The sequence below is a fragment of the Nocardia sp. NPDC006630 genome, assembly GCF_040611495.1.
Classification (GTDB): Bacteria; Actinomycetota; Actinomycetes; order Mycobacteriales; family Mycobacteriaceae; genus Nocardia.
Genome location: NZ_JBEXOK010000003.1, coordinates 133,684 through 159,815, shown reverse-complemented (window position 1 = coordinate 159,815; position 26,132 = coordinate 133,684). Strand labels below are relative to the sequence as shown.

Annotated in this window: 15 protein-coding genes; 11 read left to right on the top strand and 4 right to left on the bottom strand. The window is 68.5% G+C overall.

What is annotated here, in order from left to right:
• Positions 1 to 23: 23 nt before the first annotated feature.
• The gene (locus ABZX86_RS08895; protein WP_297617418.1) at positions 24 to 686 is read left to right on the top strand and encodes a response regulator transcription factor; all 663 of its coding nucleotides are present in this window, start codon (positions 24 to 26) and stop codon (positions 684 to 686) included.
• A 114-nt stretch (positions 687 to 800) separates the two neighbouring features.
• Here ABZX86_RS08895 and ABZX86_RS08890 read toward each other — a convergent pair whose 3' ends face one another.
• Positions 801 to 1,709: an LLM class flavin-dependent oxidoreductase gene (locus tag ABZX86_RS08890; protein WP_355121572.1), complete on the bottom strand. Its 909-nt coding sequence runs from the start codon at positions 1,707 to 1,709 to the stop codon at positions 801 to 803.
• Between the two features lie 60 nt (positions 1,710 to 1,769).
• Here ABZX86_RS08890 and ABZX86_RS08885 point away from each other — a divergent pair, with 60 nt between their 5' ends.
• The 8 genes from ABZX86_RS08885 to ABZX86_RS08850 all read left to right on the top strand — a co-directional run bounded on the left by ABZX86_RS08885 (position 1,770) and on the right by ABZX86_RS08850 (position 22,853).
• A complete protein-coding gene (locus ABZX86_RS08885; RefSeq protein ID WP_355121570.1) occupies positions 1,770 to 2,207 on the top strand; it encodes a MarR family transcriptional regulator in 438 nt (145 codons plus the stop codon).
• A 72-nt stretch (positions 2,208 to 2,279) separates the two neighbouring features.
• Positions 2,280 to 2,774, top strand: a complete 495-nt coding sequence (locus tag ABZX86_RS08880) for an FxsA family protein (RefSeq protein ID WP_355121568.1) — start codon at positions 2,280 to 2,282, stop codon at positions 2,772 to 2,774.
• Positions 2,775 to 2,813: 39 nt separating this feature from the next.
• Positions 2,814 to 3,599 carry an alpha/beta hydrolase gene (locus tag ABZX86_RS08875; RefSeq protein ID WP_355121566.1) on the top strand — a complete coding sequence of 262 codons (786 nt, stop codon included), beginning with the start codon at positions 2,814 to 2,816 and terminating at the stop codon, positions 3,597 to 3,599.
• 78 nt (positions 3,600 to 3,677) lie between these two features.
• Positions 3,678 to 5,273 (top strand): amidohydrolase family protein, encoded by a 1,596-nt coding sequence (locus ABZX86_RS08870; RefSeq protein ID WP_355121564.1) that lies wholly within the window; start codon positions 3,678 to 3,680, stop codon positions 5,271 to 5,273.
• A 43-nt stretch (positions 5,274 to 5,316) separates the two neighbouring features.
• Entirely contained in the window at positions 5,317 to 6,972 is a 1,656-nt protein-coding gene (gene lnt / locus ABZX86_RS08865; protein ID WP_355121563.1) for an apolipoprotein N-acyltransferase, read from the top strand.
• A 367-nt stretch (positions 6,973 to 7,339) separates the two neighbouring features.
• Entirely contained in the window at positions 7,340 to 20,995 is a 13,656-nt protein-coding gene (locus ABZX86_RS08860; protein ID WP_355121561.1) for an amino acid adenylation domain-containing protein, read from the top strand.
• Positions 20,992 to 21,984, top strand: a complete 993-nt coding sequence (locus tag ABZX86_RS08855; protein ID WP_355121559.1) for an ATP-binding cassette domain-containing protein — start codon at positions 20,992 to 20,994, stop codon at positions 21,982 to 21,984. The genes ABZX86_RS08860 and ABZX86_RS08855 overlap by 4 nt, the downstream gene beginning before the upstream one ends.
• A 77-nt stretch (positions 21,985 to 22,061) precedes the next feature.
• Complete coding sequence (locus ABZX86_RS08850; protein ID WP_355122579.1) at positions 22,062 to 22,853, top strand: ABC transporter permease; 792 nt, start codon at positions 22,062 to 22,064, stop codon at positions 22,851 to 22,853.
• Between the two features lie 66 nt (positions 22,854 to 22,919).
• On the opposite strand, the gene ABZX86_RS08845 is transcribed toward ABZX86_RS08850, so the two are convergent.
• The gene (locus ABZX86_RS08845; RefSeq protein WP_297617393.1) at positions 22,920 to 23,255 is read right to left on the bottom strand and encodes an RNA polymerase-binding protein RbpA; all 336 of its coding nucleotides are present in this window, start codon (positions 23,253 to 23,255) and stop codon (positions 22,920 to 22,922) included.
• A gap of 188 nt (positions 23,256 to 23,443) precedes the next feature.
• Here ABZX86_RS08845 and ABZX86_RS08840 point away from each other — a divergent pair, with 188 nt between their 5' ends.
• Positions 23,444 to 23,770, top strand: coding sequence for a hypothetical protein (locus tag ABZX86_RS08840; RefSeq protein ID WP_355121557.1), 327 nt, complete (start codon positions 23,444 to 23,446; stop codon positions 23,768 to 23,770).
• On the opposite strand, the gene ABZX86_RS08835 is transcribed toward ABZX86_RS08840, so the two are convergent.
• Together ABZX86_RS08835 and ABZX86_RS08830 are read right to left on the bottom strand one after the other, a co-directional pair.
• Complete coding sequence (locus tag ABZX86_RS08835) at positions 23,721 to 24,764, bottom strand: hypothetical protein (RefSeq protein WP_355121555.1); 1,044 nt, start codon at positions 24,762 to 24,764, stop codon at positions 23,721 to 23,723. The two genes, ABZX86_RS08840 and ABZX86_RS08835, sit on opposite strands and share 50 nt — an antisense overlap.
• 188 nt (positions 24,765 to 24,952) lie before the next feature.
• Complete coding sequence (locus ABZX86_RS08830; RefSeq protein WP_355121553.1) at positions 24,953 to 25,612, bottom strand: M23 family metallopeptidase; 660 nt, start codon at positions 25,610 to 25,612, stop codon at positions 24,953 to 24,955.
• Between the two features lie 182 nt (positions 25,613 to 25,794).
• Between ABZX86_RS08830 and ABZX86_RS08825 the strand changes: the two genes are divergently transcribed.
• Positions 25,795 to 26,121 (top strand): metalloregulator ArsR/SmtB family transcription factor, encoded by a 327-nt coding sequence (locus tag ABZX86_RS08825; protein WP_355121551.1) that lies wholly within the window; start codon positions 25,795 to 25,797, stop codon positions 26,119 to 26,121.
• Positions 26,122 to 26,132: the final 11 nt, after the last annotated feature.

Below are 26,132 nucleotides of genomic sequence, written 5' to 3'. Positions count from 1 at the left end.
GCCCGACCGATAGATTGGTTCCCGTGCCGATCACCGTACTTGTAGTCGACGATCAGGAACTCATGCGCGCGGGGCTGAAGATGGTGCTCGGCGCCCACCCCGACATCGAGGTGGTGGGGGAGGCCGACAATGGCGCGACCGCCATCTCCCGCACCGCCGAACTGCGCCCGGACGTTGTGCTCATGGATGTGCGGATGCCGGTCACCGACGGTGTCACCGCCACCGCCCGCATTATCGAATCCGGTTGCGGCAGCCGGGTACTCGTCATGACGACCTTCGATCTCGATGAGCACGCGCTGGGCGCACTGCGCGCCGGGGCCAGCGGTTTCCTGCTCAAGGACACCCCGCCCGAGGACCTCATCTCCGCCATCCGCAGCGTCGCCGCCGGAGACGCCGTCGTTTCCCCGAAGGTCACCAAGCGACTATTGGACCGCCTCATCGCCGATGATCCGGCTGCCGGACGCGACCCGGCGATCCTCGACGCCCTCACCGCCCGCGAGCGTGAGGTTCTCGAACACATTGCCGTAGGCCGCTCCAACGCCGAAATCGCGGCGACGCTGTTCCTCTCCGAAGCCACCGTCAAGACCCACGTGGGCCGCGTTCTCACCAAACTCGGCCTCCGCGACCGCGTCCAAGCCGTGGTTCTGGCGTACGAAACCGGCCTGGTCAGGCCCGGTAGCGCCTGACGGAATCGGCTGCGCCACGCCATGGTCCGCGCTTGTGGAACAAGTGCTCCGGTGAAACGCGCCCGAGAGACCGCGTGGAGTTCAGGCCGGGGAGCGTCCGCCGGATTCGCCGCGTCAGGCCGGGGTCTGTTCGCGGATCGGGGCGATGATCTGTTCGGACAGCCAGGCTCCGACCTCGATCGGATAGGGCGCGCGCAGGCTCAGCACCACGTGAGTGATTCCGGCGCCGGCCAATTCGAGGACGGTGCGGCGGGTGGCCACCGGATTGTCGTAGTTCACGATCAGTTGCACTGACCGGGTGATCTCCGCCGGATCGCGGCCGAGGGCGGCGCAGTGCTCGTCGAGCACCCGGGCGCGGTCGATGATGACATCGAGGCCATTGTGCGGCGGGCCGGGGATATTCCAGAGGTCGGCGTATTCGGCGACCAGGCGCAGGGTGCGATCGCCCCAGCCGCCGAGCAGCAGCGGTGGGCGGCGGGCCGGTTTGGGTTCGTTGTGATTGCCGATCAGGGTGTAGTGCTTGCCGTGGAAGTCGAATTCGGGCTCGGTCCACATCTTTTCGAGGATGGTGATGGTCTCGGCCAGTCGCTGCAGGCCTTCGGCGGGGGAGACCAGGGGGAGTCCGTAGGCGGTGTATTCGGCTTCGGCGGGGTTGGGGCCGGGAATGCCGCCGGTGCCGGGCGGCTGCCGGGTGCCGCCGACGCCGAGACCCATGATGAGACGTCCGCCCGAGATGGCGTCGACGGTGCTCGCGATCTTGCCGAGGACAGCGGGTTCGCGAATTCTATTGCTGGTCACCAGGAGTCCGAGTCGCAGTCGCCGCGTGCGTGCGGCCAGTGCGGCGAGCAGCGTCCAGCCCTCCAGAATCGAGCCGTCGGCGGGTCCGTTGATCGGCATCAGGTGATCCCACAGCCAGGCGTCCTCGATCTCGGGGAGGCCGTCGATCTCCTCCCAGACTCGCAGGATGTCCTGGTAGCCGACGCGCATGGGCGTGGTTTTCACGCCGAATCTGATTCGTGTCATAACTTCAGGCTAGCTGATCGTCAGTACTGCTGACTATCAGTGGAACGGTAGAGTGCCGGCATGGCCGAGCCGACACCGGACGATGACGTCCTCACACCCCGACTGGGTTATCTCCTCAAGCGCGCGTATGCGGGGCTGGCCGAGGAGATCGGGAAGGCCTTGCAGCCGTTGGGAATCGACAGCCGCGAACTCGCCGTGCTGGCGCTGCTGAACGCGACGGAGACGCCGCTGTCCCAGCTCGAGGCCGCGCAGCGACTCGGTATCGACCGCACCACCATGACCGGCTTTGTCGACGGCCTGGAGGACAAAGGCCTGGTCACACGCCGTCGCAGCGCGGAGGACCGGCGCAAGAACATCGTCGAACTCACCGTCAACGGCACCGAACTGCTCACCGCCGCCGAGGTGCTGCGCACGGCGGCGGAATCGCGGTTCCTCGCCCCGCTCGGCACGGCCCGGCACCGGGCGCTGCTGGATGCGCTGCGCACGCTTACGCTGTGACCGACGCCGCAGCCGGGAGAAAAATCGAGGGGTCGGGCGTTACTACGGGTAGATCGCCGAAAGGATCGCCACATGCCCGCACTACTGTTTGCCGCGTACTTCATCGCCGAGATCGCCACCCTGGTGTTCTTCGGCCACCTCATCGGCGTTTTTCCCACGATTCTGCTGCTCATCGCGGGGTCGGCCATGGGCCTGATCCTGGTGCGCTCGCAGGGGCGCCGGGTGTTCGAGAACTTCCGCAAGGCCTCGCGCGGTGAGATCGAGCCCTCCACCGCCGTCGCCGACGGCGCGCTGGTCACCGTGGGCGCGGTGCTGATGTTCGTGCCCGGTCTGCTCACCTCGCTGGTCGGTCTGGTGGCCCTGGTGCCGTTCACGCGGTTCCTGGTGCGCCCGGTCGTGGCCGCTTTCGCCGCGCGCCGCCTGAATCGGGTGGCCATGGCGGTCGGTCCGAACGGATACCGCAATGTGGTCATCGACCCCGACGGTGAAGTCATCGACGCTACTGTCGTGTCCGAGTATTACGACGATGGCCAGGGCACTGCCCACCGGATCATCGATCCTCGCTGACCACAGACCCCGGAAATACCTCGAAGGACAGATAACTCCATGTCGAGCGATACGACCGTGTCCCATGGCGATGTCACCCTGCCGGTGACGCGCTCGGGATCCGGCCCGCAGCTGGTATTCATCAATGGCGCCGGCGCGACCCAGGTCGCGTGGAAAGCGGTCATTGCCGATCTGCCCGGCTATGAGAGCATCACCTTCGATCTGCGCGGCCATGGAAAAGCTTCCACCGCAAGCACATACAAGGTCGCGGACTTCCTGTCCGACGTCGAGGCCGTGCTGGCCGAGGTGCAGGCGGACCGGCCGATTCTCATCGGCTGGTCGCTGGGCGCCGATCTCGCGCTCGCCTATGCCGCGGCGCATCCGGGCGCCGTGGCCGGGCTGGTACTCGTCGACGGTGCGGTGCCGATTCAGCAGCCGCTGGTCACCGATGCGAAGGCCATGCGGGCATCGGTCACCAGTCTCGGCACCAAACTCGCCATGCTGCTCGTGCGATTGACTCCCTACCGCTATGCGATGCCGGGCAATGCCTTCGCCGATCTCACCCTCGAGGTGGACGAGCGCCGTCAGCATCATCTGCTCGATACCTATCGCGCGCTGGACTGCCCGGTCTCGATGCTGCTGGCGACCGATACGGCCACCGGGCACGATGCCAAGGCAGAGCGGGTGAACCGCACCTGGCGTGAGGGCGCCGAGGTGCTGCAGGTCGCCGATCCGGACATCACCGTGCAGTGGATCGAAGGCAATCACAAACTGCCCTTCAGCCACCCGGCCGATATCGCCGCCGCCATCAATGCCCTGTCCAAGCAGGTTCAGCAACCGAAATAGCGCCTCGAGTGTGAGCTACGCCCGGTGTGTGGAGTGCGGTTGCGGCCCAGGCGAGGGCGTGGGGCAGACTTGAAATCCGTGAGTACCCAGTTGCTTGTCGGCGGTCGCATCTACAGCTCGAGTAATCCCGACGCCACGGCCATGGCGGTCACCGACGGCACCGTGGTGTGGGTCGGCGCGGACCGCACCGGGCGGGCGCTGCATCCCGAGGCCGAGGTCATCGAACTCGACGGAGCCTTCGTCGCACCGGCATTCGTGGATCCGCACGTGCACGTGACGGCGCTGGGGTTGAAGCTCACCGGACTCGATCTGTCGCAGGCCGGTTCCCTCGCCGAATGTCTGGAGCTGCTGGCCGCCTACGCGGCCGCGCATCCGGACGGGCCGGTGCTCGGCGATGGCTGGGACGAGACCGGCTGGGCCGAGGGGCGTGCGCCCACCCTCGCCGAAATCGATGCCGCTGCGCCCGGGCGGATCGTGTATCTGGTTCGCGTGGACGCGCATTCGGCCGTTGTCTCGACCCCGCTGCTGGATGCGGTCGAGGCGATCACCGAGGCGACCGGCTTCACTCGCGGCGAGCCGCTGCGCAGCGAGGCGCATCACCGGGTGCGCGCTGCCGCACTGGGTGCACTGTCTCCGGCGCAGCGTGATCGTGCGCGCCGCGCCGCCCTCGATGCCGCGGCCGCCAATGGCATTGCCGCCGTGCACGAATGCGCCGGACCCGATATTTCGGGCGAAACCGATGTGTGTGAGCTGCTGGAGTTCCAGCACGGGGTGGAGGTGCGCGCCTACTGGGGTCAGGCCGTGCGCACCGCCGACGAAGCCCGCACCCTGATCAAGGAACTCGGCGTGCACGCCCTCGGCGGCGATCTGTTCGTCGACGGTTCGATCGGCTCGCACACCGCCTGGCTGCGCGACCGGTACGCCGACCACGACAGCACCGGCACCGCCTACCTCGACGCCGATGCCATTGCCGCACATGTCCTGGCCTGCACCGAGGCCGGTATCCAGGCCGGATTCCATGTGATCGGCGACGCCGCCACGGATGCGGTGGTCACCGGTTTCGAACGCGTGGTCGCCCAGGTCGGCGGCCCGGCCTTCGCCGCACGCGGCCACCGCATCGAACACGCCGAAATGCTCGACGCCGCACAGATCGCCCAGTTGGCCGCCTGGGGCGTAATCGCCAGCGTCCAACCGGCTTTCGACGCCACCTGGGGCGGCCCGGACGGCATGTACGCCACCCGCCTCGGCCCCGACCGCGCCGCCACCCTGAACCCCTTCTCCGCCATGGCCGCCGCCGGCATCTCCCTCGCCATCGGCTCCGACGCCCCCGTCACGATCCTGAACCCCTGGGAAGCCCTGCGCGCCGCCGCGAATCACCGCACCCCCGGCCACCAGATCTCCCCCCGCGCCGCCTTCGCCGCCGCTACCCGCGGCGCCTGGCGCGCCGGCGGCGTCCGCGACGGCGTCGCCGGAACCCTGGTCCCCGGCGCCCCCGCCTCCTACGCCGTCTGGGAGGCAACCGATCTCGTGGTCGCCGCCGCTTCCGACAAAGTCCAGCGCTGGTCCACCGACCCCCGCTCCCGAGTCCCCGGCCTCCCACCCCTCACCCCCGGCGCCCCCCTGCCCCGCTGCCTGTCCACCGTGCACCGCGGGACGACCATCCATGCCCTCTGAGCCCACCCCCGAAAACTCAACGTCGACAATGTTTTCCGAATCGATGAATCGAGTGGTCTCGTTGCTACGCCGATATCCGGTGCTCGTGCGGATGGTGACCGCGGTCGTCGCGGGGTTGTTGCTGTTCGCCAGTTTTCCGCCGCGGACGCTGTGGTTTCTGGCGCCGGTGGGGATTGCGGTGCTGGTGCTGACCGTGCGCGGGAGTGGGCGGCTGCGTGGGGGATTCGGGTACGGGATGTTGGCGGGGCTGGCGTTCTTTTTGCCGTTGCTGCCGTGGACGGGCATCTATGTGGGGCCGGTGCCGTGGATTGCGCTGTCTGCGGCGCTGTCGGTGTATGTGGGATTGTTCGGGGTGTTCGTCCGGTTGGTGGGGCGGCTGCCGGGGTGGCCGGTGTGGGTGGCGCTGGGCTGGTCGCTGACCGAGTGGGGGCGGTCGAGTTTTCCGTTCGGCGGATTTCCTTGGGGGAGGCTGGCTTTCGGGCAGGCCGATGGGTGGTATCTGCCCTTTGCCATGGTCGGCGGGGCACCGCTGGTGAGTTTTCTGGTGGCGCTCACCGGTGGTGGGCTGGCGGCGCTCGCGGTGTGGTTGCTGCCGTCCGCGCGCGCGGCGTACGCGGCGCAGCCGAATCGTCCCAGATGGGGCGTGCAGCGTCTCACATCGTGGAACCGGATTGTTGCTGCGGCAATGCTTGTCGCTATAGTTCCGATCACCGGAGTGATCCTCCGGACCGCGCTGCCCCGCCCGGAGGACGGCAACCGGCCGATCACGGTCGCCGCGATCCAGGGCAGCGTGCCGCGGCTGGGACTGGACTTCAATGCCCAGCGCCGCGCGGTGCTCGACAATCACATCAAGCGCACCGAGGAACTCGCCAAGGCCATCGCGGCCGGGCAGGCCCCGCAGCCGGATGTGGTGATCTGGCCGGAGAATTCGTCCGATATCGATCCACTCCGCAATGACGACGCCTACGACCTCATCACGCAGGCCGTGCGAGATATCAAGGCGCCCATCCTGGTCGGCGCGGTGCTCGTCAATGACGATCGCACCACCACCAATTCGGTCATCGTGTGGGATTCCGCCGGTCCGGGCGAGCGGCACGACAAGAAGATCATCCAGCCCTTCGGCGAGTACCTCCCGTATCGCGGCTTCTTCCGGCACTTCTCCGAATACGCCGACCGGGCGGGCTATTTCGTCCCCGGCAAGGGTGACGGCGTGGTGCATGTGCAGCCCGCGAGCGGCGGCGCACCCGTCGCGATCGGCGTGGCCACCTGCTACGAGGTCGCCTTCGATCGCGCCTTCGAGGAGGCCGTGCAGGCGGGCGCGCAGATTCTGACGGTGCCCTCCAACAATGCGACCTTCGGCCACAGCGAGATGACCTATCAGCAGCTGGCCATGTCGCGCATTCGCGCGGTGGAGCACGGTCGCGCCGTGGTGGTTTCGGTGACCACCGGTGTTAGCGCCATGATCACCGCCGATGGCACCATCCAGCAGCAGACGCCGCAGTTCGTGCCGGCCGCGCTGGTGGCCACCCTGCCGCTGCGCACGGACACGACACTCGCCACTCGATTGGGCCCCGCGCCGGAGCGCATTCTGTGTATCCTGGCCGCGGCCGTCGCAGTGGCGGCGGTGATTCGACGGCGAACGCGCACTTCGGCGGCGCCGGTCGATGCGGAGGGAACCGGCAGTACGCAGTCGGTGTAGGACACCGTGAGTATTCGGTGCAGAACACAGCGGGCACGTGTGACGAGGGCCGTCCCGCTTCGGCGATAGATGTTCGCCAATATTTAGCTGGGGTCTGTCCTCTGACCGATATGCCCAGATTCCCAGTGGTTACTTTTGCGAGTTAAGCCACAATCGTGAGGTTTGCCTTGAGGTAGCTGTCGAAAAATAAGCTCCGCCAACACTGTTCGCCGCAGAGCAACTCGAGATCAACACCCGTCCACTCGGCGGGAGGCTCCGAATCATAGGGCGTGGATCACGTCCTACGGATCGCGCGTGCGCGAAATCCGGGAGGACGGCCCGCCGGGGTTCGGGGAGTTGCGTCTTACAGCGGCAGAAGGAGTGTTTGATGAGTTCATTGGCCACCGATCGTGTCGACCAATGTTCTTCGGGTGAATTCTCGGCTCAACCTTTCGCGCTGTCTCCCGCGCAATCGGCCCTCTGGTACGCGCAACGCATCCGGCCCGATATTCCGCTCACCATCGCCCAGTACGTAGAGATCCACGGCGATCTGGATGTCGGCCGGCTGCTGTACGCCATCGAGCGGTTCGGCGCGGAGACCGAGGTGGGCCATGTGCGGCTGCTGGAGCTCGACGGGGTGCCGCACCAGGTGGTCGATCCCACCTGGCGGCCGGGCTGGGCGCGCATCGATCTGCGCGAGGAGCCGGATCCGCGCGCCGCGGCCCTGGCGTGGATGAACGACCACGCCAACTCCGCCATCGATATCGAACACGATCCGCTGACCATCAATGTGGTGCTGCGGACCGGGGATTCGGCCTACATCTGGTACACGCGCGGCCACCACATCGTCATCGACGGGTACGGCGCCATGAACGCGACCACCCGCACCGCCGAGATCTACACGGCGCTCGAAAGTCATACGGAGCCGGTGGTTTCCCGCGCGACGCCGCTGTCCACCATCTACGGCGACGAGATCCGCTACCGCGATACCAGCCGTTTCCGCAATGACGGCGACTACTGGCGCGAACAGCTCGACGGCGTCAGCGAGCCGATCACCCTGTCCGCCAGCAGCATTGCCGCCGCCTCCTCCGATGTGGGCCGCCGCTGCGCCACCGCGATGCTGAGCGAGCAGGTCGAGGCCGCCGTGCAGACCGCGGCAACCACCTTCGGCTCCAATACCTCCGCGCTCTTCGTGGCCGCCCTGGCCTGCTACGTGCGGTCGGTCACCGGCAACCAGGATGTGGTGCTGAGCCTGCCGGTCTCGGCGCGCACCACCGTGGCGCTGCGCCGTTCCGCGGGTGTGGTGTCGAATGTGGTGCCGATCCGGGTGCGTTTCGAGGGATCGGTCTCCGTCGCCGATACCGTGCGCGCCGTCGAACTGCAGATCACCGGTGCGCTGCGGCATCAGCGCTACCGCAGCGATGACATCCGCCGCGACTGCGGCTACTCCCGGGACGCCCGCGGGTTCTTCGGACCCATGGTCAATCTCATGCTGTTCCACAGTGAATTGAAGTTCGGCAGCCTCGTCGGTTCGCTCAATGTGGTCTCCACCGGTCCGGTCGAAGACCTGTCCATCAATCTCTACAACGGCGGCGGCAACCGCATCCACATCGATTTCGAGGCCAACCCGCGCCTGTACGGTGATGCCGAACTGGCCATGCACCACGGCCGTTTCCTCGATTTCCTGGAGCGCTTCCTGCGCGCCGACCCGCAGTCCGCCGTCGGCGATCTGCCCGCCCTCACCGATCTCGAGCGCGAACGCGTACTGCACGAATGGAATTCGACCCAGGTCGCCCGCCAGGAGGGCACCCTGGCCGGGCTCTTCGCCGACCGGGCCGCCATGTGCCCGAGCCGGGTGGCCCTGGACTTCGAGGGAGAGACCCTCACCTACGCCGCCTTCGACGAGCGCGCCAATCGCCTTGCCCGCGAGCTCATCACGCGCGGCGCCGGTCCGGACACGGTGGTCGGCCTGGCCATCCGCCGGCACCTCGACCTGCTCATCGGCATGTACGCCGTGGTGAAGGCGGGTGCGGCCTATCTGCCCCTGGATCCGGACCATCCGGTCGAGCGCCTGGAGCAGATCCTCGAGCAGGCGCATCCGGTGTGTGTGCTGACCGCCTCCCGCGACAAGCTCGAATTGCCCGCGCAGGCAACCAGATTCGATATCGACACCGCCGATCTGTCCGCATACGGCGGGCGCCCGATCACCGATGCCGATCGCCTCGCCCCGCTGCGCGCCGATCACCTGGCCTATCTGCTGTTCACCTCCGGCTCTACCGGTAAGCCCAAGGGCGTCGGCGTCACTCACGCGGCCATCGTCAACCGGCTGCGCTGGATGCAGCACGCCTATCCGCTCGACAGCACCGATGTGGTGCTGCAGAAGACCCCCGCCACCTTCGACGTCTCGGTGTGGGAGTTCTTCTGGCCGTTGCAGATCGGCGCGCGCCTGCTCATCGCCGCCCCCGACGGGCATCGTGATCCGGGCTATCTGGCCCGGATCATTGCCGACAAGGGCGTTACCGCGGCGCATTTCGTGCCGTCCATGCTGTCGGTGTTCCTCACCGATACCGATGTGGCCGGCTGCACCGGCCTGGCCCGGGTCTTCTGCAGTGGTGAGGCGCTGCCCGCCGCCACCGTCGCCGAGTTCCACGCCGCGCTCGGCACCGGTCCCACCGCCCCGCAGCTGCACAATCTCTACGGCCCCACCGAGGCGGCCGTCGACGTCACCGCCTGGCACTGCACGCCCGGTGCGACGGACGTGCCCATCGGCGCACCCATCTGGAACACCCGCACCTATGTGCTGGACGCCCGCATGCAGCCGGTCGCGCCCGGCGTGGTGGGTGAGCTGTACCTGGCGGGTGTGCAGCTGGCGCGCGGCTACCTCGGCCGCCCCGCGCTGACCTCGGATCGCTTCGTGGCCAACCCCTTCACCCCCGGCACCCGCATGTACCGCACCGGTGATCTGGTGCGCTGGCGCGGTGGCCGGACCGGTGTCCTGGAATACCTGGGCCGCAGCGATTTCCAGGTCAAGATCCGCGGCCTGCGCATCGAACTCGGCGAGATCGAGGCCGCCCTGCTGTCGGACAAGCGGATCGCGCGCGCGGTCTGCGTGGCCCGGCGCGGGCGCGGCGGCGATGAACTCGCCGCCTACGCGGTGACCGCCCCCGGCGTCGCACCGCTCGATCCGGCCGAACTCACCACCGGTCTGCGCCGCGTCCTGCCCAGTTATATGGTGCCGCCGGTCATCATGGTGCTCGACGAACTACCGCTCAGCGCCAACGGCAAGGTGGACCGCAAGGCACTGCCCGATCCGGATGTGGCCGCGCGCCGCCCCGCCCGCACCGTCGCCGCCCCGCGCACCGAGGTCGAGCGGCAGATCACGGCCGTCTTCGCCGAGATGCTCGGCACCGAGGACATCGACGTCACCGACAATTTCTTCGACCTCGGCGGCAATTCGCTCACCGCCGCGCGGGCCATCGCCCGGGTGAACGCCGCCCTCGATGCGAGCGTCACCATTCGCGACCTGTTCGAATACTCCACCGTCACCGCCCTGGCCGGTCGGCTCGACAGCCTGCAGGGGGAAACCGCCTCACTGAAACTCATTGCGGCACAACGTCCCGACCACATTCCGCTGTCGCTGGCACAGCAGCGGCTGTGGATCCTGAACCGCTTCGCCGAACATGCCGCCGCCTACAACATGCCGCTCGCGGTGGAACTTGCCGGGCCGCTGGACATCGCGGCGCTGCGGGCCGGTCTCGTGGATGTGCTGGAGCGGCACGAAAGCCTGCGCTCCACCTTCCCGGATACTCCCGAAGGCCCGTGCCAGGAGGTGCATCCGGCGTCGGAGATCCCGCTGACCCTCGATCCGATCGATGCCACCGAGGCCGATGTCCGCACCCTCGCCACGGAATTCGCCGGATACGGTTTCGATCTGCGCAGTCAGGCCCCGGTCCGGGTGGCGCTGTACGAGACCGGGCCCGAGCGATACCTGTTTCTCATGGTGCTGCACCACATCAGCGGCGACGGCTGGTCCATCGCACCGCTGACCCGCGACATCATGGTCGCCGTCGCCGCGCGTGCCGAGGGTGCGGCCCCCGCCTGGACGCCGCTGCCGGTGCAGTACGCGGATTTCGCACTGTGGCAACGGGAACTGCTCGGCGACGAAGCCGATCCGGCCAGCGCGCTGTCCAAGCAGCTGGCCTACTGGCGGGCGGCCCTGGCCGATCTGCCCGATCAGCTGGATCTGCCTCTGGACCGCCCGCGCCCGCGGCAGCGCTCCACCGAGGGTGGCCGGGTGGAATTCACCATTCCCGCCGATATCCGCCGCCGGCTCGCCGCCGTCGCGGCCGAGCGCGGCGTGAGTACCTTCATGGTGCTGCACGCCGCGCTGGCGACAGTGCTTGCGCGCCTGTGCAATACGGTCGATATCGCGATCGGCACGCCCATCGCGGGCCGTAGTGATCCGGCGCTGGACGAGCTTGTCGGTATGTTCGTCAATACCCTGGTGCTGCGCACCCGTGTCGATCCGGCCGCCGGCTTCGATCGCATGCTCGCCGAGGTCCGCGATACCGACCTCAATGCCTTCGCCAATGCCGATGTGCCGTTCGAGCGCCTGGTGGAGGTGGTCAATCCGGAGCGGTCCGCCGCCCGGCATCCGCTGTTCCAGGTCATGCTGTCCTACGACAGCACTCCGGAGCTGAGCATCCAGCTGCCCGGCGTCCTCGCCACGGTGCAGTCCATGGACGTGGACATCGCCAAATTCGATCTGCAGCTGACCGTGCACGAACCGCTCGGCATCGCGTCCGAGGATATGCCGCTCACCGCCGAATTCGGTTATGCCGCAGACGTCTTCGACCACAGCACGGTGGAGGCCATCGCCCGGCGCTTCGGCGCGATCCTGGCCGCGGCCGTCGCCGACCCGACCATTCCGGTGGGCGATCTGCCGCTGCTGGATGCCCGCGAGATCGCCAAGCTGGTGCCCATCACGGGATCTCCGGCCGAGGCCTCCAGCACCCTCGCCCGACTGCTCACCGATACCGCCGAGCGGCTGCCCGATGCGGTGGCCGTGCGCTACCTCGGCCGGGACACCACCTACCGGGAACTCGACGAGCGCTCCAATCGCCTGGCGCGGGTGCTGATCGAGCACGGCGCGGGTCCGGAGGTCGTGGTCGCGGTGGCATTGCCGCGCAGCCTGGACTGCATTCTCGCGGTGTGGTCGGTGGCCAAGACCGGCGCCGCCTACGTCCCCATCGATCCGGACTACCCGGCCGGGCGCATTGCGCACATGCTCTCCGATTCCGGCGCCATGCTCGGCCTCACCAGCCCGGACCGGCACGCGGAAATGCCGGACTGGCCGGGAAACCGTGGGCGGCACCGCAAGACGTATGTGGACTGGCTGCTGCTCGGCTCGCAGGAGCTGGCCGACGAATGCGCGCGGCACCCGCTGTCGCCCGTCACCAATGCCGACCGGCACCATCCATTGCGCACCGCCGGACCGGCGTACCTCATCTACACCTCCGGCTCCACGGGTAAGCCCAAGGCCGTCGTGGTCACCAACGCGGGCATCGCCTCGCTGGCCCGCGAGCAGATGCATCTGTTCCGGGTCACCGATTCCGCACGCACCCTGCACTTCTCATCGCCGAGCTTCGACGCCTCGGTGCTCGAGCTGCTGCTCGGCTTCGCCTCCGGGGCCACCCTGGTCGTCGCGCCCGCCGGTATCTTCGGCGGCGCGGAGCTGGCGGCACTGCTGCGCGAGGAGCGGGTGACCCACGCTTTTGTCACCCCCGCCGCGCTCGGCACCGTCCCGGCCGAGGACCTGCCCGATCTGGAAGCGGTCATCGTCGGCGGCGAGGCCTGCCCCGAGGAACTGGTCCGGGTCTGGACCGATCCGCAGTCGCGGCCCGCGCACCTGCCGGTGCGCCGCATGCACAATATGTACGGCCCGTCGGAGGCGACGGTCGCGGCCACCGCCACCGGACCCATGATCGCGGGCCGTCCCGTGCCCATCGGCCTGCCGGTGCGCGGTATGCGGCTGTTCGTGCTCGACGCCCGCCTGCACCCGGTGCCGCCGGGTGTCGCGGGTGAGCTGTACCTGTCCGGGCCCGGCCTGGCACGCGGTTATCTCGGACGGCACGGCCTGACGGCGCAGTCCTTCCCGGCCAATCCGCACGGCCGGCGCGGTGAGCGCATGTACCGCACCGGCGATCTGGTGGTCTCCGACGGCGCCGGGCAGCTGCGCTTCCTGGGCCGCGCCGACGATCAGATCAAGATTCGCGGCTTCCGTATCGAACTGCGCGAGATCGATCATGTGCTGCGCTCGTACGAGGGAATCACCTTCGCGCTCACCGTCGTCCACAATGACGAACGCGGAATCGGCCGTCTGGTCTCCTATCTCACCGCCGACACCGAGGTGGATATCGCCGCGGTGCTCGAGAACGCACGTGGCCGGCTGCCCGGGTACATGGTGCCCTCGGCGCTGACCGTGCTCGACGCCATGCCCGTCACCCCGTCCGGCAAGCTCGATCGCAAGGCGCTGCCCGCACCGGATTTCGCGGCCGTCGCACCCTCGCGCGCCCCGGAATCGGAGCTGGAACAGCAGGTCGCGCAGGTGTTCGGCACCGTGCTCGGCGCGGAAGTACAGGGCGCGGAAGACAATTTCTTCGAGATCGGCGGCAATTCGCTGCTGGCCACCCGGCTCACCGCGGCCCTGCACACCGAATTCGGGGTGGAACTGCCGGTCCGTGCCATCTTCGAGGCGCCGACCGTAGCGGGTGTGACCGTGCGCCTGCAGGAGGCGCCCCGGACGCAGCGGGCAGCGCTGGCTGTGCACACCCCGCGTCCGGAGCGCATTCCACTGTCGCTGCCGCAGCAGCGACTGTGGTTCCTGAATCGATATTCCCCCGAATCCAGTGCCTACAACATTGCGTTCGTGCTGCGAATCGACGGCGATCCGGATGTGGCGGCCCTGCAGGCGGCCCTGTCCGACCTGATCGAGCGGCACGAGGTGCTGCGCACCGTCTTCCCCGAGGACGAGCACGGCGCCAGCCAGGTGCTGCTGGACACCGCCCGCTGCCTGCCGGTGCTCGAGGCCGTCGAGACCGATGATGTGGGCGCCCGCACCGCGCTGCGCTCGCTGGCCCGGCGCGGCTTCGATCTGGCGCACGAGATCCCGCTGCGAATCACCCTGCTGCGCACCGGGAAACGACGGCATCAGCTCGGCATCGTGCTGCACCACATCGCCGCCGACGGCTGGTCGCTGGGCCCACTGACCCGCGATCTGGCGCTGGCCTACAGTGCCCGGCACGGCGGTGTCGCGCCGAAGTGGACGCCACTTCCGGTGCAGTACGCGGACTTCAGCCTGTGGCAGCGCGAATGCCTGGGCCAGGAGCAGGATCCGGAGAGCTCGGCCGCCACCCAGCTGGCCTACTGGCGCACCGCGCTGGCGGACCTGCCGGAGGAAATGCCGCTGCCCTACGACCGGCCGCGCCCGATCGAGGCCACCCAGCGCTCCGGCGTGGTGCGCTTCGAGGTGCCCGAGACCCTGCAGCACCGCCTGGCCGACACCGCCCGCGCCAATGGCGTGAGCATGTTCATGGTGTTGCGCTCCACCCTCGCCATCCTGCTGCGCGTGGTGACCGGCGGCCGCGACATCGTCATCGGCACCCCGGTCGCCGGGCGCACCGATACGCGTCTGGACGAGCTGGTCGGCATGTTCGTCAATACCCTGGTGCTGCGCTCGGAGGTGGATCCGGACCGCAGCTTCGCCGAACTGCTGCAGGCCGACCGCGATACCGAACTGGCCGCCATGGCCAATGCGGAAGTTCCGTTCGAACGCGTGGTGGAGGAGCTCGGCAGCGGCGCCGGGGCCATGCGCCCGCTGCTGCAGGTCGCGCTCACCGTGCAGGACACGCCGCTGCCGGCCCTGCAGCTGCCGGGCCTGGGCCTGCAGGCCGAGGAGCTCGATATCGCCCTCGCGAAATTCGACCTCGAACTGCGGGTGCTGCCCGGCGACCGTCCCGAGGCCGATCAGCGGTCCTACGAATTCGTCTATGCCGCAGAGCTGTTCGACCAGCAGACGATCGAGGTGCTCGCCGAGCGCCTGGTGCGGATCTTCGATACCGTCACCGCCGATCCGCGGGTGCGCATTCGCGCCATCGACGCGCGCACCGATGTCGAACGCGAATTGCTCACTCCCGCCTGGGGACCGGCGCCGGAACCGCAGTGCAGTCTGGCGGCCTACTTCGCGGCCACCGCGCATCTGAATCCCGAGCGTGAATTCCTGCGCTTCGGTGAGACGGCACTGACGTATCTGGAATCGGATGTGTACTCGAACCGCCTGGCGCGGGCGCTCATCGCCCAGGGCATCGGCCCGGGCGATCGGGTCGCCCTCGGTCTCACCCGTTCGGCGGAGTCGGTGCTGTCGGTGCTGGCGGTCGCCAAATCCGGGGCGGCCTTCGTCCCGGTCGATCCCGGCTATCCGGCGGATCGGGTGCGGCACATGCTCTCCGACTCCGGCTGCCGGGTCGGCATCAGCATGACCGAGCACGCGCCGCGACTGCACGCCGCGGCCGGCGACCACCCCATCGAGTGGATGCTGCTCGACAATCCCGAGCTGATCGAGGAATTGGAGGTGCTCGACGACAGTCCGGTCACCGATGTGGACCGCATCTCCACGCTGTGGACCGGTGATCTCTCCTATGTCATCTACACCTCCGGTTCCACCGGGCGGCCCAAGGGTGTGGCCGTCACCCATGGCGGACTCTCCAATTTCGCCGACGAGATTCGCGATCGCATGCGCGTGGAGCGGGATTCGCGCACCATGCACTTCTCCTCGCCGAGTTTCGACGCCGCCATCTTCGATCTGCTGCTCGCGATCGGCTCCGGCGCCACCATGGTCATCGTGCCCGCCGATATCTACGGCGGTGACGAACTGGCCGCGCTCATGGAGGCGGAGCAGATCAGCCACACCTTCCTGACCCCGGCCGCCCTGGCCACCATCGATCGCGAGCGCTGGGAACTGCCGGATCTGCGCGCGGTCGCGGTCGGCGGTGAGGCCTGCGGCCCGGAACTGGTGGCGCGCTGGGCGCCCGGACGCCGCATGTTCAACGGTTACGGGCCCACCGAGGCCACGGTGGTCGTCACCATGGCCGGACCCATGGAGCCGGGAGTGCCGGTCACCATCGGCACCCTGGTGCGCGGCGCCCGTGCGGTGGTGCTCGACGAGCGCCTGTGCCCGGTACCGGTCGGTGTGCCCGGTGAGCTGTATGTCGGCGGCCAGGGCACGGCCCGTGGCTATATCGACCGATTCGATCTCACCGCAGCACGATTCATCGCCGACCCGTACGGGCCGGAGGGTTCGCGCATGTACCGCACCGGAGACGTGGTGCGCTGGACCGCCGCGGGCGAGCTCGTCTACCTCGGCCGCAGCGATCATCAGGTCAAGGTGCGCGGTTTCCGCATCGAGCTCGGCGAGATCGACGCGGTGCTCACCTCGCATCCGGCAATCCGCTTCGCGCACACCGAGGTCCGCGATATCGCGGGTACCAGGAGGATCGTCTCCTATGTGCTGCCCGCGGGGCCGGAGCTCGACCTGGAGCAGGTGCGGGTGCACTGCGCCGAGCATCTGCCCGTGCACATGGTGCCGAGCAGTCTCACACTGCTCGACCACATTCCGCTGACCCCGGTCGGCAAGCTCGACCGCGACGCACTGCCGCAACCCCAGGCCGTCCTCGCGCATATCTCCCGTGATCCGGAGACCGACACCGAACTGCTGGTCGCGGAGGTCATGGGCGAACTGGTCGGCGCGCAGCAGCTCGGCGCCGACGACAGCTTCTTCGAGGTCGGCGGAAACTCGCTGCTCGCCACCCAATTGGTGGCCCGCCTGGCGACCGCCACCGGTGTCCGCCTCGAAGTGCGTGCCGTCTTCGCCGCACCCACCGTGGCCGGACTGGCGGCACAGCTCGACGCCGGACCTGCCTCGACGGATCTGCGACCCGAACCGCGGCGCCGCACCCGTCCGCCGCAGATTCCGCTGTCGGCCGCACAACGGCGGCTGTGGTTCCTGGAGAAGTTCAATGCCTCCGGCGCCAATGCGGAAGCCATGGGCGCGTACAACATTCCGGTGGCCCTGCGCCTGCGCGGCGAACTGAATGTTCCGGCCCTGCGCGCGGCGTTGCACGCGGTGCAAACTCGGCACGAGACACTGCGCACCGTCTTCCCCGAGGTCGACGGCGAGCCGTGTCAGCACGTGCTCGACGCGGTCGAAGCCGCGGTGGCGCTGCCGGTCTGCACCGTCGCGGCCGCGGACGTTCCCGGTGAGATCCGCCGGATCGCCGCCGCCGGATTCGACCTCGCCACCACGGTGCCGCTGCGCGCCACCCTGCTGCGCCTGACCGGCGCCGCCGGTGCCGAGGGCGACGAACACGTCCTGGTCCTGGTGGTGCACCACATCGCCATGGACGGCTGGTCACTGCGCCCGCTCGCGGTCGATGTGGCCACCGCCTACAGCGCACACGCCGGCGGGCAGGAACCGGACTGGCCCGAACTGCCCATCCAGTACGCCGATTACACGCTGTGGCAGCAGGATGTGCTGGGCCGCGAAAGCGATCTGGATTCGGTCATCAGCAAGCAGCTCGACTACTGGCGCGGGGCCCTGGACGGCAGTCCCGAACTGCTGTCGGTACCCGCCGACCGCCCGCGGCCGCCGGTGCCCACCTATCGCGGCGGCACCGTCGACTGCACCCTCGACGCCTTCACCCACCGCGAATTGCAGTCCCTGGCAGCCGAACACGGCGTCACCATGTTCATGGTGCTGCACGCCGCGCTCGTCGCCCTGCTGCACCGCCTCACCGCCGGTGACGACATCACCGTCGGCACCCCCATTGCCGGGCGCGGACATCCGGCGCTGGATCAGCTGGTCGGCATGTTCGTCGGCACCCTGGTCCTGCGCACCCGGCTCGACCGCGACGCCGCCTTCGGCGATCTGCTGCGGGCGGTCCGCGATACCGATCTGGAGGCCTTCGCACACGCCGACGTACCGTTCGAACGGCTCGTCGAGGTGCTCAATCCCGCACGCACCCAGGCACATCACCCGATGTTCCAGGTCATGCTCTCGGTGCAGAACCAACCCGCGCAGGTGCTGGAACTGCCCGGCCTGCGCATCGAGGCCGACGACGCCGATCCGGGTCTGGCCAAATTCGATCTGCAGTTCACGCTCACCGAATCCTGGACGCCGGGTCGTCAGCCCGACGGCATCACGGTCTCGGTGAACTATGCGACGGACCTGTTCGACGAGCACACCGCGCAGCGCCTGGCGGACCGGTTCGTGCGACTGCTCGGTGCGGCTGTGGCGAATCCCGCCACCGCCGTGGGTGATCTGGCACTGCTCGATTCCGGCGAATGGTCGGCGCTGGCGCCGGTCCGCGGGGCCGAAGCCGGGCTGCCGATCACCTTCCCCGAGGTGTTCGAAGCCGCGGCCAATCTCAACCGCCAGGCCATCGCGGTGCGGGCGGCAGGCACCCAGATCTCCTACGACGCACTCGACCGCTGGACCAACCGGCTGGCGCGCACACTCATCAGCTACGGCGTCGGCCCGGAAACCCTGGTCGCCATGGGTATTCCGCGCTCGGCCGAATCGGTGGCCGTCACCCTGGCCATCGCCAAGGCCGGCGCCGCGTTCGTGCCCGTCGATCCCAATTACCCGGAGCAGCGCATCAGCCATATGCTGCTGGACTCCGGTGCGGCCGTGGGCATCACCCTCGCCGCACACCGTGAGCGCATGCCCGACGGCGCGAATTGGACTGTGCTGGACGCGCCTTCGTTCCGGCGCCGGGTGCTGGCGGCCTCGGATGCGCCCATCACCGATGACGAGCGCACCGGCCCGCTGCGCATGGACAATCCGGCGTACGTGATCTACACCTCCGGCTCCACCGGCATCCCCAAGGGCGTAGTGGTCACACACGGCGGTCTGTCCAACTTCGCCGCCGAAACCGCGCAGCGCTTCGAGGTCGGCCCCGGCTGCCGGGTACTGCATTTCGCCACACCGAGTTTCGACGCCGCCATGCTCGATCTGCTGTTCGCGCTCGGCGGCGCCGCCACCCTGGTGATCAGCCCGCCCGGCGTGGTCGGCGGTGCGGAACTGGGCCAAGTGTTCGTGCAGGAGGGCATCACCCACGCCTTCATCACCACCTCGGCGCTGGGCACGGTCGATCCGGCCGGTGTCACCGCGCTGCGCCATGTCCTCGTCGGCGGTGAGGCGCTGCCGCCGGACCTGGTCACCCGCTGGGCGCCGGGCCGCAAGCTCTACAACGTGTACGGGCCCACCGAAACCACCATCGTGACGGTCATGTCGCAGCCGATGAACCCGGGCGGCCACATCACCATCGGCGGACCCATCCGCGGTGTGCAGGCCACCGTCCTGGACGGCCGGCTGCACCCGGTCCCCGCCGGGGTCACCGGTGAACTGCAGCTGTCCGGCGCCGCACTGGCGCGCGGCTACCTGCGCCGGCCCGGGCTCACCGCACAGCGCTTTGTGGCCAACCCGTTCGGCAAGCCCGGCGAGCGCATGTACCGCACCGGCGATCTGGTGCGCTGGATCGAGCGCGGCGGCCGCGTGCAGGATCTGGAGTACATGGGCCGCACCGACCATCAGGTCAAGATTCGCGGTTTCCGCATCGAACTCGGTGAGATCGACGCGGCCCTGGCCCGGCATCCGGAGGTGGAGTTCGCCACCACCATCGGCCACCGCACGCCGGCCGGTGCGACCGCACTGGTGGCCTATGTGAAGCCGCGCAACGGGACCGCACCCTCCGTGGACGCCCTGACCGCGCATGTGGCGGAACTGGTGCCCAATTACATGGTCCCGCAGTCGATCATGCTGCTGGACCGGGTGCCGCTCTCGCCGGTGGGCAAGCTGGATCGCGATGCCCTGCCCGAACCGGTCTTCGCGGCCCGCGAGGGTTACCGGGCGCCCGGCACGGCGACCGAAGCGGCACTGTGCGCCGCCTTCGCCGACGTGCTCGGTGTCGAGCAGGTCGGGGTGGACGACGGGTTCTTCGAACTGGGCGGTAATTCGCTGCTGGCCACCAAGGTGGTCTCGCAGCTGCGGGCGGCGGGCGTCGACCTGCCGGTGCAGGCCATGTTCGGCGAATCCACCCCCGCCGCCATCGCGCGCCGCCTCGCCGACGCCGACGGTGATGCGGGGGCCGCCCTGGCCGTCGCACTGCAACCGCTGCTGCCGTTGCGCCCGATCACCGAAGCCGGTGTGCCACCGCTGTTCTGCATACACCCGGCGATCGGGCTGGCCTGGTGTTTTGCCGGACTGCTCGCGCACCTGCCCGCCGATCGGCCCGTCTACGGTCTGCAGGCGCCGCACGTCAGCGGCGACAATGATCACCGCACCGCCGCCGAAGCCGCGAGAAGCTATGTGGCGCATATGAAGTCGGTGCAACCGCAGGGTCCCTACCATCTGCTCGGCTGGTCGCTGGGCGGTCTGCTCGCCCACGAGATCGCGGTACAGCTGCAGGAGGCCGGGGAGGAGGTGGCGCTGCTCGCGCTCATGGACAGCTACCAGCTCTCCGATCAGTGGCTCGAGGAGGCGGTGCCCAGCGTCGCCGATATCATCGGCGAATTCGGCAGCGACCTGCTCGGCGGCACCACCGATGTGGATCCGCGCATGAGCCTGCAGGAGGCGGCGGAATTCCTGCGCAGCCGGCCGGGACCGTTCGCGGCCCTGACCGTCGACCATCTGGAACGGCTCTACACCGGCTATGCCAATGGCGCGGTGCTCGCGCACAATTTCGACCCGCGCGTCTTCATCGGCGATCTGCTCTTCTTCACCGCCGCCGACGACGAGATCAACCGGGCCGATCCGGACCGCTGCGCCGCGGCCTGGGATCCCCACATCACCGGCGTGGTGCGCGATCAGCTCGTGCGCTGCCGGCACTCGGGCATGACCACGCCCGAATCCCTCGCAGTGATCGGACCCGTACTGCGGGATCACCTGTCCACCAACGTTTCACGCACCCAGCGGGAGGGAAGCCGATGAGCCTCGCGGTAGAAGTGGACGGCCTGGTCAAGTACTACGGCAAGGTCCGAGTGCTGGACGGGGTGGATCTGGAGATCCCGTCCGGCACCGTCATGGGCCTGCTCGGGCCCAATGGCGCCGGTAAGACCACCACGGTCCGGATCGTCACCACCCTGCTGGCCCCGAGTGCGGGGAGCGTCCGGGTGGCGGGCATCGACGTGCTGAAGGATCCGGCCCGCGCCCGGACCCGGCTCGGCCTGTCCGGGCAGTACGCGGCGGTCGATGCCAATCTGACCGGCTTCGAGAACCTGCGCATGGTGGCGCGGCTGTACGGCATGAGCCACCGCAAATCCGCCGAACGCGCCACCGAACTGCTCGCCGCGCTCGGGCTCGAACATGCGGCGGGCAGGCAGGCGGGCACCTACTCCGGCGGTATGTCGCGCCGGCTCGACCTGGCGGGGGCACTGGTGTGCCGTCCGCCGGTGGTGGTGCTCGACGAACCGACCACCGGTCTCGATCCGCGCGGGCGCATCGATATGTGGCGGGTCATCGGCGAATTGGTGGACGACGGCACCACCGTGCTGCTCACCACCCAGTACCTCGAGGAAGCCGATCTGCTCGCCGATCGCATCACCGTCATCGACCGCGGGCGGGTGATCGCCCGCGGGTCGGCCGATGAGCTCAAGACCTCCATCGGCGGCGACAAACTCACCGTCACCCTCGCGGCGGGTCAGGATCCCAAGCCCGCCAAGCAGATTCTGGCCCAGGTCGGCCTCGGCGAGCCCAGCACGGACGCCGACATCGATCAGGTGACCGTCGTCGTGGGCGACGGCACCCGCACCATGGTCGAAGCGCTGCGCCGCCTGGACGACGCGGGCGTGTGCGTGGTCGACGCCACCGTGCACCGGCCCAGCCTCGACGACGTATTCCTTTCTCTCACCGGCAAATCCGCGGACCGCAAAGCAGCGGCCCGACGCACCGACACCGTGCAAGAGGAGATCCTCTCGTGACCACCACCGCTCCCGCCCCCGAGACCGCGGCGGCGCAGGACAGACAGCGTGAACCCGGCGGCGCCTCGCCCATCCTGCTGCCCAGGGCCATTCGGGACAGCGCCATCGTCGCCTACCGCAATCTGCTGACCATCCTGCGCGTGCCGACGCTGCTGGTGACCGCCGCCATCCAGCCGCTCATGTTCGTCTTCCTGTTCGCCTACATCTTCGGGGCGTCCCTGGGCGGCGGGCAGTACCGCGAATTCCTGCTGGCCGGAATCTTCACGCAGACAGTGGCTTTCAATGCGGCCTTCACCACCGTCGGCCTGGCCAATGACTTGCACAAGGGCATTATCGACCGCATGCGCACCCTGCCCATGTCGCGGCTGGCGGTGCTCATGGGCCGCACGCTGTCGGATCTGGTGGTCAATATTCTCGCCCTGGCCGTCATGGTCGGCTGCGGGTACGCGGTCGGGTGGCGGATCAACGGCGGAATCATCGATGCCGTCATGGCTTTCGCGGTGATCCTGCTGTTCGCCTTCGCCATGTCCTGGATCGGCGCGCTCACCGGGTTGCTCTCGCCGAGTGTCGAGGTGGCCCAGAGCGCGGGCCTGATCTGGCTGTTCCCGGTGACCTTCATTTCCTCGGCGTTCATCTCGGGGGAGACGCTGCCGGGGCCGCTGCGCACCGTCGCGGCCTGGAATCCCATCACCGCCGTCTCGGCGGCCGGGCGCAAGCTCTTCGCCAACGGTTCCCCGCCCGGGTTCACCGCGGCCACGGGCTGGCCCGCCGACCACTGCATCGAGTACTCGGTGCTGTGCTCGCTCGCGATCCTCGCCGTTGCCGTGCCGCTGTCGCTGCTGCGCTACCGCAAGGTCGCCAGCCACTAGCAACACCACGAAACGAGCCCCTCTCCCGGATCGGGAAGGGGCTCGTTTCGTGTATGTCCGGCGGTATTACGCCCGGCGACGGCTCTTGATCAGATCCATCCGCTCCTGCAGGAGCTCCTCGAGCTCCTCCTTGCTGCGACGCTCCAGCAGCATGTCCCAGTGCGTACGCGGCGGCTTCACCTTCTTGGGCTCCTGTGTGGTGCCCTCGAGCAGGATGCCCTCCTGGCCGTTGCGGCACAGCCAGGTCGGGGGGATCTCGGCGTCATCGGCGAAGGGAACATCGAATTCCTCGCCATTGTCCGTCCGGTACTTCGCCATCCGACGGGGAGCCAGGTCGTGGTCGCGGTCGGTCTCGTAGCTCACCGCTCCGAGCCGACTGCCACGGAGTACGCGATCTGCCATGAGTGCGGTCCCTTCTCGCCTATCGGCAACGTCTTGACTTCAGTTCAACGCTTCTACCTACTGAACGTAGAAGCGCAGGCTTCCGTTCCCGTGGGGAGAACCCAGTCATTCTACTCGTTCGGCCGTATGACTTTGCTCCGGCGTGCCAAGCGCCCGGTCAGCGCCCGCAACGGTTAATGTCTCCGGTCATGTCGCGCCGCCTGACGCCGCCCTGCCAATGGTGTGGCAGAGAGATCGCCGATTCCGAGGTCGGGCGCCGTCGGCGCTACTGCCGCCAGTCCTGCCGGCAGCGGGCCTACGAGCATCGAAACAGTGTGAAGGGCACCGGCATTCCGGAGGATTCGGTGGTGCTGACGGCCGGGGAGGTCGCGGATCTGTCCGACCGCTGGTTCGCGGCCCGGTGTGCGGCCGAGGATGTCGCCACCGCCGTCGCCGAGGGCGCCGATTCCATCGAACTGTCCGATCTCACTGCGATATTGGTGAAGCTGACACGTGAGGCCGAGCGGTTGCGCTAGGCAGCTGCGTGGTGAGCGGCTCGCTCGAGGAACTGTCGCGGCGGTGCAGCGCGTAGACCAGGCCGGTGCCCGCCGCCACCACGGCGGCGACCGCGCCGAATCCGGTGAGGGTGGCGGCATCGGGGTGCGTGAGCGGCTGGGCGCGCAGTGCCTGCCACAGCAGCACCCCGAGCAGTCCGGCATACCCGAGGGCCAGGACCCAGATCAGGTCGGCGCGTGCGCGTTCGGCCCGCAACCACGGCACCCGAGGTGCGAGGCGGGCCAGGACGAAGGCGGCCACGATCAGGATCTGGATGCCGTGCAGTCCGACGAAGTGCGGGATGCGCAGATCGCCGCCGACGGTGCTCCAGTGCGTGACCGGTATCCCGCCGACCCCGTCGCGGACCACGGGCCGGCCGTGCTCGACGGTGTGCCCGGCGGCCAGCTCCACCGGATGGCCGTAGGCGTCGGTGGTCTCCTGCTTACCGGTGAAACCCATGAGATAGCCCAGGCCCATACCGACCACGGCGATCGCGAGTCCGGCGTGAATGGCGCGCGTGGTGGGCCGATCGGTGATGTGCTGCCACGAAAGTGTCAGTGCGATCACCAGATTCGCGACGAACAGGCCCGGCACGCCGGAGGCGAAGACCATCTGCCCGATGCTGTTGACCTGATCGGTCTGGGTATTGAAGTGGCTGAAGGTGCCGCGCGCGGCCTGCAGCGCGATGAATCCGACATCGACGAAGGCGGTCAGGGCGAACAGTGTGCCCATCCACCACGTCAGCCGCTGCCCCCGGTGCGGGAAGGACAGCAGCCAGGCGAGTGTGCCGGTGTAGAGGGTGAAGGCGACGGCGAACTTGAGCGGTTTGAGCCACACCGATTCGTGCAGCAGCATGCGATCGTCGAAGAGCATGGCGCACAGGGAGAATACGGCGAGCGTGATCATGACGGCGGAGGTGACGAGCAGGGGGCGATGCAGCCGTCGAAGGGCGGGAGCGAGGGCAGCGGTGGTCATATCCCGACGTTATGGTCGCGATTGCGGCGGCCACGTCCCCCGAAGGTGTGGTTCGCACGTAGTACCCGGGTACTAGAACAGCCTCGCCCGGAGTGCTCCGGGCGAGGCTGTCAGCGTTCTTGCCCCGGACGGCCGCAGCGGTAACCCCTCATCGATAACCGTTGCGGCGCTTGGCTTTTTCCGATTGTCTAGCCGACATCCATGCCGCGCCCGGCGAGCCAGGGCAGCGGGTCGATGGCCGAGCCCGGGGCGGTGTGCACCTCGTAGTGCAGGTGCGGTCCGGTGGAGTAGCCGCGATTGCCCACGGTGGCGATCTCGTCGCCGGCGCGCACCTGCTGGCCTGTCTGCACCAGGATGTCCTGCATATGGCCGTAGACGCCGATGGTGCCGTCGTCCTGCTGCACGCGCACCCACAGGCCGAAGCCCGAGGCCGGACCGGCCTCGATGACGGTGCCGTCGGTGACCGCGCGAATCGGCGTGCCGAAGCCCTCGCCGAAATCGATGCCGGCGTGCATGGCGCCCCAGCGGACCCCGAAGCCGGAGGTCAGCGGACCGCTCACCGGGCGAACGGTTTTCGGGCGGGCCTGTTCGATGCCCAGGTTCTTCAGGAAGTCGAGGACCTCCGGCGGCACGGTCTGCGGCATCTGCGCTTCGCGCGGGGTGAAGGCGGTGAACTCCGCGGTGTGGGTCGCGGCGACCGTATCGGTATTCGCATCGGCGTGCGGATCGACGGCGGCGAGCGCGGCCATGGAGGCGCCGACGACCGCGGTCACGGCTACTGCACGGGTGGCCGCCGCGCGGTACCGGCGGGCCTGACGGCTTCTGGATAACGGAACGGTTACGGGCATGGACTGAACGTACGGGAGGTTATAACCAGTCGAGAAACCGTGTAATCGCCGTCACGTCGACCCGAAAGCCCAGTTCGCAGGTTACGGACAGGTAACGACACGCAGGTAATTTTGGTATGACCTCGGCGATGGGCCCCTCGGCGTGTATTGACATGATCATCGGCGATGGACACCCTGCTTAAGTGGTCGCTAATGGAGTCGCGGTACTGAGCGCGCTTGCCGATCCCACTCGGCGGGCCATCTTCGAAGCGCTGCCACCAGGTCCGCGATCGGTCGGTGAGCTGGCCGCCGCCGTGGGTGTCACCAGCTCGGCGGCGTCGCAGCATCTGAAGGTGCTGCGCGAGGCCCGCCTGGTGATGGTCCAGCCCGAGGGCAATCGGCGGCTCTACTGTCTGGACCCGCGCGGTCTGGCCGATGCGCGGGACTATCTGGAGCAGTTCTGGCCGAGTGCGATCGCGGCGTATTCCGCGGCCCTGTCGAATGCGCGCGCTGATATCGCGGAGACCTAGGGCGGAGCGAT

Bases quoted from the DNA above. Each gene is read 5' to 3' on its own strand.
- ABZX86_RS08890 (WP_355121572.1), bottom strand. From the start codon at position 1,709: ATGACACGAATCAGATTCGGCGTGAAAACCACGCCCATGCGCGTCGGC.
- ABZX86_RS08885 (WP_355121570.1), top strand. From the start codon at position 1,770: ATGGCCGAGCCGACACCGGACGATGACGTCCTCACACCCCGACTGGGT.
- ABZX86_RS08880 (WP_355121568.1), top strand. From the start codon at position 2,280: ATGCCCGCACTACTGTTTGCCGCGTACTTCATCGCCGAGATCGCCACC.
- ABZX86_RS08875 (WP_355121566.1), top strand. From the start codon at position 2,814: ATGTCGAGCGATACGACCGTGTCCCATGGCGATGTCACCCTGCCGGTG.
- lnt (WP_355121563.1), top strand. From the start codon at position 5,317: ATGAATCGAGTGGTCTCGTTGCTACGCCGATATCCGGTGCTCGTGCGG.
- ABZX86_RS08860 (WP_355121561.1), top strand. From the start codon at position 7,340: ATGAGTTCATTGGCCACCGATCGTGTCGACCAATGTTCTTCGGGTGAA.
- ABZX86_RS08855 (WP_355121559.1), top strand. From the start codon at position 20,992: ATGAGCCTCGCGGTAGAAGTGGACGGCCTGGTCAAGTACTACGGCAAG.
- ABZX86_RS08845 (WP_297617393.1), bottom strand. From the start codon at position 23,255: ATGGCAGATCGCGTACTCCGTGGCAGTCGGCTCGGAGCGGTGAGCTAC.
- ABZX86_RS08840 (WP_355121557.1), top strand. From the start codon at position 23,444: ATGTCGCGCCGCCTGACGCCGCCCTGCCAATGGTGTGGCAGAGAGATC.
- ABZX86_RS08835 (WP_355121555.1), bottom strand. From the start codon at position 24,764: ATGACCACCGCTGCCCTCGCTCCCGCCCTTCGACGGCTGCATCGCCCC.
- ABZX86_RS08830 (WP_355121553.1), bottom strand. From the start codon at position 25,612: ATGCCCGTAACCGTTCCGTTATCCAGAAGCCGTCAGGCCCGCCGGTAC.